This window comes from Paraburkholderia tropica, from assembly GCF_900109265.1.
In the GTDB taxonomy this organism is placed as follows: domain Bacteria; phylum Pseudomonadota; class Gammaproteobacteria; order Burkholderiales; family Burkholderiaceae; genus Paraburkholderia; species Paraburkholderia tropica.
In genome coordinates this window covers 273,680-285,915 of the sequence record NZ_FNZM01000002.1, presented here as the reverse complement: position 1 = coordinate 285,915, position 12,236 = coordinate 273,680, and the positions used below count along the sequence as shown (strand labels likewise).

Genomic DNA, 12,236 nt, shown 5'->3' with positions numbered 1-12,236 from the left:
CGCACGTCGCCGGATCCGACGCGCTCGCCGATCCGGAAATTCGCGGCACCGCGCGCGACGCCGGGCAAGACGCGCCACCCGACACCCCGCCCGCCCGTCCCGAGGGTTCGCGATGAAAAAATACCTCACCGCCGCCGACGCCGGCCTGATCTCCTGCCACGCCTGCGGCCACGTCCAGCCGTTGCAGCGCGGCATCGCGCATCCGCGCTGCCTGCGCTGCCACTCGCCGCTGCACACGCGCCACCCGGACAGCCTGATGCGCACCTGGGCGCTGCTGATCGCCGCCGCGTTGCTCTACATTCCGGCCAACATCCTGCCGGTCATGCACACGGCCTCGCTCGTCGGCGACGAGGACGACACCATCATGAGCGGCGTCGTCTACTTCTGGACCTCGGGCGACGCGCCGCTCGCCGTAATCGTGTTCATCGCCAGTATTCTGGTGCCCATGCTCAAGCTGTCGGTGCTCGGGCTGCTCTGCTTCACCTCGCAGCGCCGCTCCACGTGGCGTCCCGCCGAGCGCACCAAACTCTACCGGCTGGTCGAATTCATCGGCCGCTGGTCGATGCTGGACGTCTTCGTTGTCACCCTGACCGTGGCGCTGGTACGCTTCCAGTCACTTGCGGTGATCACGGCGGGCCCTGGCGCCATCGCGTTCGGCTCGGTCGTGATCCTGACGATGATCGCGTCGATGCAGTTCGATCCGCGCCTCATCTGGGATCCGGTGGACGAAGACAAGCAACAACCCACGCAACACTCTCAGGATCACCCACATGAATAGTCCGAAAGGACCGACCCCGGTCCCCGGCGGGGCGGGTTCCGGCGGCGGCGGCTTGCCGCCCGACCTGCCCGAACCGGACATCGTCAAACCCCGGCGCTGGCTGCCCTCGCTCGTCTGGATCGTGCCGCTCATCGCGGCGCTGATCGGCGTGGCGCTCGTGGTGAAGTCGGTGGCCACCCGCGGGCCCACCATCACCATCAGCTTCATGAGCGCCGAAGGCCTCGAACCCGGCAAGACCAAGGTCAAGTACAAGGACGTCGATATCGGTTCGGTGCGCGCCATCAAGCTCTCGCCGAACCTCTCGCGCGTGCTCGTGACCGTCGAACTCACCAAGGATGCCGAAGACTTCGCCAAGAAGGACAGCCGCTTCTGGGTGGTGCGTCCGCGCGTGGGCGCGAGCGGCGTCTCGGGCCTCGGCACGCTGCTCTCGGGCTCGTACATCGGCGCCGACGCGGGCCGTTCGGAAGAAACCGCCAGCGACTTCACCGGACTGGAAACGCCGCCCGCCGTCACCATCGACGAAAAAGGCCACCGCTACACGCTGCACAGCGAAAACCTCGGCTCGCTCGATATCGGCACGCCGATCTTCTATCGCCGCATCCAGGTCGGCCAGGTCACGGGCTATTCGCTCGACAAGGACGGCACGGGCGTGACCGTGCAGGTGTTCGTCAGCGCGCCGTACGACCAGTACGTCGGCACCAATACGCGCTGGTGGCATGCGAGCGGCGTAAACGTGCAGCTCGATTCGAGCGGCTTCAAGGTCAACACGCAGTCGCTCGCGACGGTCGTGACGGGCGGTCTCGCCTTCCAGGCGCCGCCGGGTCAGGCGATGGGTCCGCAGGCGCCCGACGCCGCGACCTTCACGCTCGCCTCCGACGAAAGCGAAGCGATGCGCGAGCCGGACGGCGCGCCGGTGCGCGTGGTCATGTACTTCAACCAGTCGCTGCGCGGCCTCGCCGTGGGCGCGACCGTGGACTTCCGCGGCATCGTGCTCGGCCAGGTGACCGATATCGGCATCGAATACGATCCCAAGGAGCACAACTTCACCATGCCGGTGACGATGGATCTGTATCCGCTGCGTCTGTCGCGCCGCACGCGCGGCGAAGCGCCCGCGCCGCATACGCCGCAGAGCCACGAACTGATCAAGCGGCTCGTCTCGCGCGGCCTGCGCGGCCAGTTGCGCACCGGCAACCTGATCACCGGCCAGCTCTACATCGCGCTCGACATCTTCCCGAAGGCCGGTCCGGCCAAGGCGGATCTCGACCGCGACCCGATGGAGCTGCCGACGGTGCCGAACTCGCTCGAAGAGCTGCAGCTTCAGGTGGCCGACATCGCCAAGAAGCTCGATCAGATTCCGTTCGACAAGATCGGCAACAACCTGAACGAATCGCTCAAGAGCGCGAACCAGCTGTTCGGTCAGGTCAACGACCAGCTTCTGCCGCAGATGCGCGGCACGCTGGACGAGGCGCAGAAGACCTTCAGCGCCGCCCAGTCCACCTTGCAGCAGGATTCGCCGCTGCAATCGGACGTGCATCAGGCGCTGCAGGAACTGACGCGCACGCTGCAATCGCTCAACGCGCTCTCGGATTACCTCGAGCGCCATCCCGAATCGCTGCTGCGCGGCAAATCAGGAGACAAGCCATGACGTATCGCCGGCGCCCGCTCCGGCGCCTTGCCGCCCTTGCTGCCCTCGCCGCGCTGACGGCGCTGGCGGGCTGCGCCTCGCCCAGCAGCCACTTCTACACGCTGAGTCCGACCGACGACGCGGCGCGGACCCAGCCCGCCGCCGCGACGAACGGCAATCCGGCGTGGCTGATCGAACTCGCGCCCGTCGACGTGCCGCCGCAGGTCGCGAAGGCGCAGTTCGTGGTGCAGACCGACGCCACCCAGGTGCGCGTGCTCGAACAGGAACGCTGGGCGTCGATGCCCGGCGACGAGATCCGCCGCGCGCTGTCGGGCGACCTCACGCAGCAGTTGAACACGATCGACGTGTACGGCTCGCCGCATCCCGAAGGCGTGCCGGTCTATCGCGTGAGCGTGAACGTGCAGCGCTTCGAATCGTGGCCGGGCTCGCATGCGCTGATCGACGCGGTCTGGAGCGTGCGCTCGCTCGACTCCCAGACCGTCATGACTTGCCGCAGCGTGCTCAACGAACCGGTCGGCGACGGCTACGACGCGCTCGTGGTCGGCCACCGGCGCGCCGTCGCATCGCTCTCGCAGGCCATTTCGAGCGGCGTGCGCGCGCTCGCGGCCACGCCGCGGGTGACGGGCGCCGCGGCAGCGGTGGCGGCGGCGGTGTCGAAAGGCGGCGCCAAGGCCGCCGTCGTCAAAACGAAGCCCGTCAGCATCGCCTGCCCGCAAGTCGCGCCGGTCGCTGAATCGGCGGGATCGGGGGGGTAAAGGCTCGCTCATCGCGCGCCGCTTCCTCGACGGAGCGCGGCGCGCGCTCCCACCCGCGTCTCGCCAGTCGGCGCCGCGCTCATGCCGCGCCGGCCCATCTCAAACGGTCAAACGCACGCCGCCCGCGATAATGTCGCGTTGCCTTGTCGCTTTGACCGTTTGCCTATGTTTCGCTCCTTCCCCACGCTCTGGAAAAAATGGCGCGCCTCGCGCAGCGCCGGCCAGCAGCTCGACGCCCTGCTCGCCACCGCCGACGCCGACGCGCCCTACGCCGAACGCAGCGACTGGCTGATCGAACTCGCCCACTGGATCCACCGGCGCGGCAAGCTCGACGGCGCCGGCCGGGTGGTGCCGTCCGCGCCTGACACGTTCGCCGACTCAGCCAACGCAGCCGAGTCCGACGCCGACGCCGACGCCCCGCCGCCGCCCGAACACGCGCGCCTGCGCTACCTGCTGCACGTGCTCGACCGCAATCCTGGCTGGAAGGCGAACGTCGGCGCCATCGTGCGCAAGCTGCTGCGGGAAAGCGACAGCATCTCGCTGCTGTGCGACGGCGGCATGCCGGTTCACTCGGGCCTGTTCGGCGCGCTGGTCGGCCGCGTCCAGGCGCAACTGATACCGCCCGCACCGAACCGCCGCGATCTGGCCGCGCTCGTCACGCTGATGTTCCCCGCCACGCACGATCCCGAGTGGATCGCGACGCTGCCGCCCGACGTGCTCGCACGCCTGCGCGCGCTGATCGCCGAGCCGCAAGCGCTTGCGCAAACCGCATCCGCGTCGCCCGACGACATCCGCGCCAGCCGCGCCCCGCAAGGCACCGAGTTCACGCTCGACCTGCTGACCGCGCTGCACAATCTCAGTTGCCAGATCAGCTCGACGGGCCTCTCGCCGACCGTGCGCAGCCGTCTGTCGCGCGACGAATCGCACGTCGCCGTCGAAAAGCTGCCGTTCTTCCGCCTCACGCGCGCGATGCTCGCCGTCGAAAACGCGCGCGACTCGGGCGACGCCGCGCGGCTGCGCCAGGAAGTGACGTGGCTGCGCCTGCTGCTCGACGAATGCCGCAAAGCCACCGACGACGTCTTCGCCCATCTCTACCGACACGGCGTGCGCGTCGACACCGTGTTCCAGGTCGAACGCATGCGCATGCGCATCGTGCGCGCCGAGCATCTGCTCGACGCCTGGATGTCCAGCGACGACGCCCGCACGCAGGCGCGCCTCGCCGCCGATCTCGTCTGGGCGAACCAGGCGAGCCAGAGCGTCTCGCACCTCGTGCGCAGCAATTTCGCGCTGCTCTCGCGCAAGGTCGTCGAGCTGTCCGCCGACACCGGCGAGCACTACATCGCACGCGACCGCGCCGAATATCTGACGATGTTGCGCATGGCGGCGGGCGGCGGCCTCGTCACGGCGGTGACGGTGTACGTGAAATTCGGCATCACGGGCGCGCATCTGCCGTCGATGATCGAAGGGCTGTTCGCGGGCATCAACTACGCGCTGAGCTTCCTCGTGATGCACTTCTGCCACTTCTCGCTCGCGACCAAGCAGCCCGCGATGACCGCGCCCACGCTCGCGCGCGAACTCGACGGCGCGAACGAAGCGCCGGGACGCGTGCGCTTCGTCTCGTCGGTGGTGGCGCTGATCCGCACCCAGGCGGCGGCCGTGCTCGGCAACGTGCTGCTCGTGTTTCCGGCCTGCCTCGCGATCCAGCTCGTGTGCGGCTGGCTGTTTCACGCCGATCTGATCTCGCCCGCCAAGGCGCACGCAACGCTGCAATCCTTCTCGCTGATCGGCCCGACGCCGTTCTACGCCGCGCTCACGGGCGTGCTGCTGTGGGCGTCGAGCCTGTTCGCCGGTTGGGCCGACAACTGGTTCGTGCTCCATCGCGTCGAGGACGCGCTGGCGTGGAACCGCCGTCTGCGCATGACGCTCGGCACCTCGGGCGCTGCGCGGCTCGCGCGTTTTTGCCGCCTGAACGCGGCGGGCGTGTGGGGCAATCTCGTGCTCGGCATGATGCTCGGCCTCGTGCCGGCGATCGTCTCGGCGGTCGCGTTTCACTTCGAGGTGCGCCACGTCACGCTCTCGGCCGGTTCGATCGGCGTGGCGATGGGCGTGCTCGGCCCGGCGACGCTCAAGAGCGGCGAGCTGTGGTGGGCCGTGGCGGGCGTCGCGAGCATGGCGGTGCTCAACGTGACGGTGAGCTTCGCGCTCGCCTTGCAGATGGCGCTGCGCTCGCGCGACCTCGCGCGCAAGGATGTGCGCCCGCTCATGCGCGCGTTCTGGCGGCGCGTGACGCGGCATCCTGCCGACCTGGTGTGGCCGATGCGCCGCGGCCAGTTGCGTGAAGACAACGAGTGAAACGCGCGTTTTGATCTGCCGTTCGGCCAACGTTACCGCCCAGGTTGACGCCGGCCATCGCGTCCTCACCGCGCCGGCGCGACGCTGAGGGACGCATCCGCCTCGCACGCAGTTTGCACTTTGTGTGCATGCATTTTTCCGTCTGCGAGGCGTTCCTCACGTTTGATCTACGTCGCGGCACGCCACCGGAGGCCGTTGCCGCGTGTAGTCACCTGGGCTACAGTCCTCATGATTCGAACCTTTCGGCACAAAGGTCTTGCATCGTTTTTTCTGGAAGGCAGCAAGGCGGGCATCCAGGCGCACCACGCGTCGCGTCTGCGCCTGCTGCTCGGCGCGCTGGATCAGGCGCGCGGGCCGCAGGACATGAACGCGCCGCCGTGGCGCCTGCACGCGCTGCAAGGCAGTCTCGCCGGGCATTGGGCGGTGTGGGTCAACGGCAACTGGCGTCTCACTTTCCTGTTCGAAGGCGCCGACGCCATCCTCGTCGACTATCAGGATTACCACTGAGGATTACCCCTAAGGGCACACGTATGAGCAGAATGCACAATCCGCCACATCCCGGCGAAGTCCTGCGCGAATGGATTCCGCCGGAGATCACCGTGACCCAGGCGGCGCACGATCTGCATATCAACCGCGTCACGCTGTCGAACCTGCTCAACGGCAAGGCGGGCATGACGGCGAATCTCGCGCTGCGGCTGTCGGCGTGGCTCGGCACCACGCCCGAACACTGGCTCGGGCTGCAGACGCAGTGGGATCTCTGGCAAGCGCGCCGGCAGCCGCGGCCGCGCATCCGGCCGCTTGCGCGCGCGGCCGCGCAAGCCGTCGTGGCGGCGCGCTGAGGGCCGCCTGACGCGGTCCCACGCCCTCTGGCGCGCGCCTTTGCATGCCCATGCGGGCAGCAAGCGCCCGACTTCCGGCGCCCTGGCGGACACGCGCTCCGGCCCGCCCCCACAACCCGCGTACAATAGCGCCTTCCCCCGCAGCGTCACCTCTCTTTTCTCATGTCTTTCGATTTCTTCGCCCCCTGCCCGCGTGGCCTCGAAGCCGCGCTCGCCGCCGAACTCGCGGAAACCGCGCAACGGCGCCTGCCGCCCGGCGCGCTCCAGGTCGGCGCCGAAGTGCCCGGCGGCGTACATTTCCGCGGCAACTGGGCCGGCGGCATGGCCGCGAACCTGCATTCGCGCATCGCGAGCCGCGTGCTCCTCAAGATCGCCCAGCGTCCGTATCGCGGCGAGCAGGACATCTACGCGCTCGCCCGCGAGCAACAGTGGGAAAAGTGGTTCTCGCCGAACGAGACGATCCGCATCGACATCACCGCGATCAAGTCGCCGCTGCGCAGCCTCGAATTCGCCACGCTGCGCGTGAAGGACGCGATCTGCGACCGCATGCGCGACAAGGCCGGTTCGCGTCCGAGCGTCGATACCGCTTATCCCGACGTGCGCATCTTCGCTTTCCTGACCGCCACCGAGTGCACGCTCTATCTCGACACGTCCGGCGAGCCGCTGTTCAAGCGCGGCTGGCGTCTCGACAAGGGCGCGGCGCCGCTGCGCGAGAATCTCGCGGCCGGCATCCTGCGCCTGACGGGCTGGACGCCCGAGCAGCCGCTCTACGATCCGATGTGCGGCTCCGGCACCTTCCTCGCGGAAGCGTGGCAAGTCGGCCTCGACATCGCGCCGGGTCTGGAGCGCAGCTTCGGCTTCGAACGCCTCAAGCAGGCCGATTCGGCCGCCTGGCGTCACCTCAAGAGCGAGGCCAACACGGCGCGCAATACGGCGCTGAGCCGCGCGCAGGATCTGCGGATCTTCGGCAGCGACATTTCGGACGTGATGCTCGACAAGGCGCGCGCCAACTTCGCGCGCGCCGGGCTCGGCAAGGTGCCGCTCAAGCAGCTCGACGCCCGCAACATGACGCCGCCCGCCGAGGGCGAAGGCATTCTGGTGGCGAATCCGCCGTACGGCGAGCGTATCGAGGTGCGCGGGCGCAACGCGCGCGGCGAGCTGCGCGAGCGCAATCCGCGTAACGAAGACGACTACGATGCACCGGACGCCTTCCGACGCGCCCACACCGACGCGCCCGACGCCGAGTTCTTCCAGGCGCTCGGCGACGCGCTCAAGCAGCGCTTCACGGGCTGGCGCGCGTTCATCCTGACCTCGGACCGCAAGCTGCCGGGCCAGTTGCGCCTGCGCGAATCGGCCAAGACGCCGCTGTTCAACGGCGCGCTCGAATGCCGTCTGTTCCGCTTCGACCTGATCGCAGGCAGCGTGCGTCAGCGCCCGGCGGCGGGTAACGCCGACGCGGGCAGCCAGCCCGCCGACTCGCGCGACTAAATCGCGCGACTAAACTGCGCCTCGACCGGCGCGGCTCCCCGCCGCGCCGGTAACCACGACTTCACTCCGCACACCTCGCGCTCACACACGCGACGGCCCCACTTTCGCTCCGCCAGCATCGACCGGCAGCGGATACCCTTCGTACTCCGGAAAAAGCTTCGGCAGCAGGAAGTCCGGCAAGCTGTGGCGCGAAAAACAGCGCGACGTCGAAGCCGGATGGATCAGATGCAAGCAACTCCCGCGCGCATCCTCGGCGGCGAGCACGTTCTTGCCCGCGCTCACCACACGCCGGATAAAGCTTTCGTCCTCGCCGAGATTCACATCGTCGAAGCGCGCGATCTCGAACAGCGACTTGCGATACACGTAGGCGAAACCGTAAAAGAGGATGAAGTCCGCGCCGATCTGCATCTTCTCGTGGAACGTCACCGTGCTCACCTCCTGCCCCTTCAGCACATAGTGCAGCCCGACGCGCGCGTTCAGATCCATGTAGCCGAGAAAACGCGTGTGCGGCGCGTACATCCAGAACGTCGAGAGCTTGATCAGCGCGGCGTCGTTCTGGCGCAGCAACGCGGTCATATCCGCGAGATAGTGCGAGGCGTAGTGGTCGTCGTCATCGAAATGGGCGATCAGTTCGCCGCGCGCCTCGCTCACGAGCCGGTTGCGCTTGGCGCCGATCGTCATCGGCTCGCTCGACCAGAGGTAGCGCACGCGGGCGTCGCGCTGCGCGAGATCGCGCATGAACGCGTTCGGCTCGGGGCTGTCGTCGAGCACGAGCCACTCCCAGTCGGCCTGCTGGCGCGCCACGCAGCGCGCGATGGCGGGCAAAAACGCGGCGCGGTTCGCCGTGGGCGTGATGATGGAAACGTTTGGAGACATGAGCGATGCGGTGAGCGCGGCGGCAAGCGGCCGCGGATGAAGGAGGAGATGGAAACGATTACAGCAGAGTCGCGTCCGCGCCTCTCTCAGAAAAACTCGAAAACGCGTCGCGCGAAGATAAAGACGTTGAGCGCAGCCTACTGACAGGACGCTGTCAGCAGGCGGGCCGCACACTCCTCTCCACGCCGTCCGAACACCACCACGCCCGGCGAAACTCGGCACAAAACGCAGCGCGCGCGGCACACGCGGCGTGCGCCACGTGCCGTCATCTGCTGCCAGTTTTCATCCATCTCGTCCAACCTGCTCATTCGAGGAGCGCATCATGTCGACCGTTGAAGCCACCCGCGTCATTTCCTGGTTCGAAATCCCCGCGCACGATCTGGAGCGCGCCGCCCGGTTCTACGAAACCGCCTTCGATACGTCCTTGCAGCGCGAAGTCATGGGCGGCGTGCCGATGGCCCTGTTCGCGCATACCGACAACGAAACCGGCGGCTGCATCGTGTTCAATCCGCGCGACGCCCGCCCCGACACCAAGGGCGTGCTCGTGTATCTGAACGCGCAGCCGTCGGTCACGGCCGTGCTCGATCGCGTCGAAAAGGCGGGCGGCCGCAAGGAAGGCCCGGCGCTGGAACTGCCGAACAATTACGGCTACATCGGCTTTTTCATCGATACGGAAGGCAATCGCGTCGGGCTGCACGCGGCCAAGCTGGGCTGAACGCGGCGCAGCGGCGGCGTATCGGCGGCGTGTCAGCAGCGCATTAGCGACGGCACGCGGCAAGGCGCGGTGCGCGCGCGGCGCTATCATCTGCGCAACGCAATCCGCACAACGCAATTTATGCGGACGCCCCGCGCCGCCGCCCAAGCCGCACACCGCGCCGTTCCCGCCCATCGAGTCTCCCGCGCCCGACCGCCATGACCCGCCGCGCCGACCGTCTTTTCCGCATCGCCGAACTGCTGCGCGGACGCCGTCTCACCACGGCGCAGCAGCTTGCCGAATGGCTCGAAGTCTCGCCGCGCACCGTCTATCGCGACGTGCGCGACCTGCAACTGTCGGGCGTGCCGATCGAAGGCGAAGCGGGCATCGGCTACCGGCTCGCGCGCACCGCCAGCCTGCCGCCGCTGACCTTCACCGCCGACGAACTCACCGCGCTCGCCGTCGGCGCGCGCATGGCCGAGTCGTGGGGCGGCGCGGCGCTCGGCACCGGCGCGCGCGGCGCGCTCGCGAAGATCGCCGCCGCCATGCCCGCCGAAAAACGCGCGGTGCTCGAACGCATCGCCGTGTTCGCGCCGTCGTATCACGTCGATCGCGCGTATTCGGACAAAGTGGATGCGCTGCACCGCGCCGTCGATTCGCGGCTCGTCGTGCGCTTCGCGTATTGCGACCGCATCGGCGCGCAGACGCTGCGGCGCGTCTGGCCGCTCGGGCTGGTCTATTGGGGCGCGCAGTGGACGGTCGGCGCGTGGTGCGAAATGCGCGAGGGCTTTCGCAACTTCAACATCGAGCGCATGGAAAGCGTGGAAGTGCTCGAACCGTTTCCCGACGTGAGTGGACGCCGGCTCGCCGATTATCTGCGGCACGTGAATGCGCCGTCGCGCTGAGGCTTTCCTCTTGCACGATGAATGTGCGTGAAGCACCGCGCCAATAAAAAAGCGCGCATCGCTGCGCGCTTTTTCTTCTGCATGGTCCACCGGCCAGGCCGCCGATGAACGCAGCGCTTACTCCACTGCCTTCACCATATCCTCGATCACCTTCTTCGCGTCGCCGAACACCATCATGGTTTTATCCATGTAGAAGAGTTCGTTGTCGAGCCCCGCGTAACCGGCCGCCATCGACCGCTTGTTGACGATGATCGTGCGCGCCTTGTACGCCTCGATGATCGGCATGCCCGCGATCGGCGACTTCGGATCGTTCTTGGCGGCCGGATTCACCACGTCGTTTGCGCCGAGCACCAGCACCACATCGGTCTGGCCGAACTCGTTGTTGATGTCCTCCATCTCGAACACCATGTCGTAGGGCACTTCGGCTTCGGCGAGCAGCACGTTCATATGGCCCGGCATGCGGCCCGCGACCGGGTGAATCGCGTAACGCACGTCCACGCCTTTTTCGACGAGCTTGTCGGTGAGTTCCTTGAGCGCATGCTGCGCGCGCGCCACGGCGAGGCCGTAACCCGGCACGATCACCACGCTTTCGGCGTTGCCGAGCATGAACGCGGCGTCGTCGGCGGAACCCGACTTCACCGGACGCTGCTCCTGCGCGCCGCCCACTGCCGCCGCGCCCGCTTCCGCGCCGAAGCCGCCGAGCAGCACGTTGAAGAACGAGCGGTTCATCGCGTGGCACATGATGTACGAGAGGATCGCGCCCGACGAACCCACCAGCGAACCGGCGATGATCAGCATCGCGTTGTTCAACGAGAAGCCGATGCCCGCCGCCGCCCAGCCCGAGTACGAGTTGAGCATCGAGACCACCACGGGCATGTCCGCGCCGCCGATCGGAATGATGATGAGCACGCCCAGCGCGAACGCGATCAGCGTCATGATGATGAACGGCAGCCACGACTGCGTGACGAAGAACAGAATGCCGAAGCCGATCATGCCGAGCGCGAGCATCAGGTTGATCAGATGCTGGCCCGGATACACCACGGGCGCGCCCTGAAACAGCCGGAACTTGTACTTGCCCGAGAGCTTGCCGAAGGCGATCACCGAGCCGCTGAACGTAATCGCGCCCACGAAGGTGCCGATAAACAGTTCGATGCGGTTGCCGTACGGAAGGAAGCCCGGATACGGCGCGTCTTCCGCGACGAGTCCGAAGGCCGCCGGCTCCGACACCACCGCATACGCGATGCACACCGCCGCGAGACCGATCAGCGAGTGCATGGCCGCGACGAGTTCGGGCATCTTCGTCATTTCGACGCGCGCGGCCACGAACGCGCCCAGCCCGCCGCCGACGATCAGCGCCGCGAACAGCAGCCCGAGGCCCAGCCCGAGATTCGAGCCGAATTGCGCGGATTCCTTGACGATCAGCGCAATCGTCGTGAGGATCGCGATGGCCATGCCGACCATGCCGAACAGATTGCCGGCGCGCGCGCTGCGCGGATTCGACAGCCCCTTGAGCGCCTGAATGAAGCAGACCGACGCCACCAGATAAAGCAGCGTAACGACGTTCATGCTCATCACGCGCCCTCCTTGCCGGCCGCCGGGAGCTTCTTCGGCTCTTTCTTGCGGAACATCTCCAGCATGCGCCGCGTGACCAGAAAGCCGCCGAACACGTTCACGGCCGCGAGCAGCACGGCCAGCGTGCCGAAGAACTTGCCCGCGAAGCCCACGGTCAGGCCGGTGGCGAGCATCGCGCCCACGATCACGATCGCGGAGATCGCATTGGTCACGGCCATGAGCGGCGTGTGCAGCGCGGGCGTGACGTTCCAGACCACGTGATAGCCCACGTACACGGCCAGCACGAAGATGATCAGATTGATGACGGTATGGTTGATGAGTTCCATCTCGGT

General features: G+C 67.5%; 12 protein-coding genes. 9 read left to right on the top strand and 3 right to left on the bottom strand.

The genetic code is table 11. The features are described from left to right. Positions 1 to 112 precede the first annotated feature (112 nt). The 7 genes from BMY06_RS03685 (at position 113) to BMY06_RS03655 (ending at position 7,857) form a co-directional block, all read left to right on the top strand. Positions 113 to 778 carry a paraquat-inducible protein A gene (locus BMY06_RS03685; protein ID WP_065065100.1) on the top strand — a complete coding sequence of 222 codons (666 nt, stop codon included), beginning with the start codon at positions 113 to 115 and terminating at the stop codon, positions 776 to 778. After that, the gene (locus BMY06_RS03680) at positions 771 to 2,423 is read left to right on the top strand and encodes a PqiB family protein (protein WP_074981565.1); all 1,653 of its coding nucleotides are present in this window, start codon (positions 771 to 773) and stop codon (positions 2,421 to 2,423) included. Before BMY06_RS03685 ends, BMY06_RS03680 begins: the two co-directional genes overlap by 8 nt. Then, the gene (locus BMY06_RS03675; protein WP_074981564.1) at positions 2,420 to 3,178 is read left to right on the top strand and encodes a PqiC family protein; all 759 of its coding nucleotides are present in this window, start codon (positions 2,420 to 2,422) and stop codon (positions 3,176 to 3,178) included. The genes BMY06_RS03680 and BMY06_RS03675 overlap by 4 nt, the downstream gene beginning before the upstream one ends. Positions 3,179 to 3,343: 165 nt before the next feature. Then, positions 3,344 to 5,530 carry a site-specific recombinase gene (locus tag BMY06_RS03670; RefSeq protein ID WP_074981562.1) on the top strand — a complete coding sequence of 729 codons (2,187 nt, stop codon included), beginning with the start codon at positions 3,344 to 3,346 and terminating at the stop codon, positions 5,528 to 5,530. 228 nt (positions 5,531 to 5,758) lie between these two features. Further along, positions 5,759 to 6,037, top strand: coding sequence for a type II toxin-antitoxin system RelE/ParE family toxin (locus tag BMY06_RS03665; protein ID WP_074981560.1), 279 nt, complete (start codon positions 5,759 to 5,761; stop codon positions 6,035 to 6,037). A gap of 23 nt (positions 6,038 to 6,060) precedes the next feature. Continuing rightward, complete coding sequence (locus BMY06_RS03660; RefSeq protein WP_065065105.1) at positions 6,061 to 6,369, top strand: HigA family addiction module antitoxin; 309 nt, start codon at positions 6,061 to 6,063, stop codon at positions 6,367 to 6,369. Between the two features lie 162 nt (positions 6,370 to 6,531). Further along, positions 6,532 to 7,857, top strand: coding sequence for a THUMP domain-containing class I SAM-dependent RNA methyltransferase (locus BMY06_RS03655; RefSeq protein ID WP_065065106.1), 1,326 nt, complete (start codon positions 6,532 to 6,534; stop codon positions 7,855 to 7,857). Between the two features lie 81 nt (positions 7,858 to 7,938). Here the strand turns inward: BMY06_RS03655 and BMY06_RS03650 are convergent, their stop codons facing one another. Continuing rightward, positions 7,939 to 8,733, bottom strand: a complete 795-nt coding sequence (locus tag BMY06_RS03650) for a glycosyltransferase family 2 protein (protein WP_074981558.1) — start codon at positions 8,731 to 8,733, stop codon at positions 7,939 to 7,941. Between the two features lie 322 nt (positions 8,734 to 9,055). On the opposite strand from BMY06_RS03650, the gene BMY06_RS03645 reads away from it, so the two are divergent. Further along, positions 9,056 to 9,448 (top strand): VOC family protein, encoded by a 393-nt coding sequence (locus BMY06_RS03645; protein ID WP_065065108.1) that lies wholly within the window; start codon positions 9,056 to 9,058, stop codon positions 9,446 to 9,448. Positions 9,449 to 9,645: 197 nt separating this feature from the next. Continuing rightward, positions 9,646 to 10,332, top strand: a complete 687-nt coding sequence (locus BMY06_RS03640; RefSeq protein ID WP_065065109.1) for a helix-turn-helix transcriptional regulator — start codon at positions 9,646 to 9,648, stop codon at positions 10,330 to 10,332. A 117-nt stretch (positions 10,333 to 10,449) separates the two neighbouring features. Here BMY06_RS03640 and BMY06_RS03635 read toward each other — a convergent pair whose 3' ends face one another. Next, positions 10,450 to 11,904 carry an NAD(P)(+) transhydrogenase (Re/Si-specific) subunit beta gene (locus BMY06_RS03635; RefSeq protein WP_065065110.1) on the bottom strand — a complete coding sequence of 485 codons (1,455 nt, stop codon included), beginning with the start codon at positions 11,902 to 11,904 and terminating at the stop codon, positions 10,450 to 10,452. Next, a complete protein-coding gene (locus BMY06_RS03630; RefSeq protein WP_065065111.1) occupies positions 11,904 to 12,230 on the bottom strand; it encodes an NAD(P) transhydrogenase subunit alpha part 2 in 327 nt (108 codons plus the stop codon). Before BMY06_RS03630 ends, BMY06_RS03635 begins: the two co-directional genes overlap by 1 nt. Between the last annotated feature and the right edge of the window lie 6 nt (positions 12,231 to 12,236).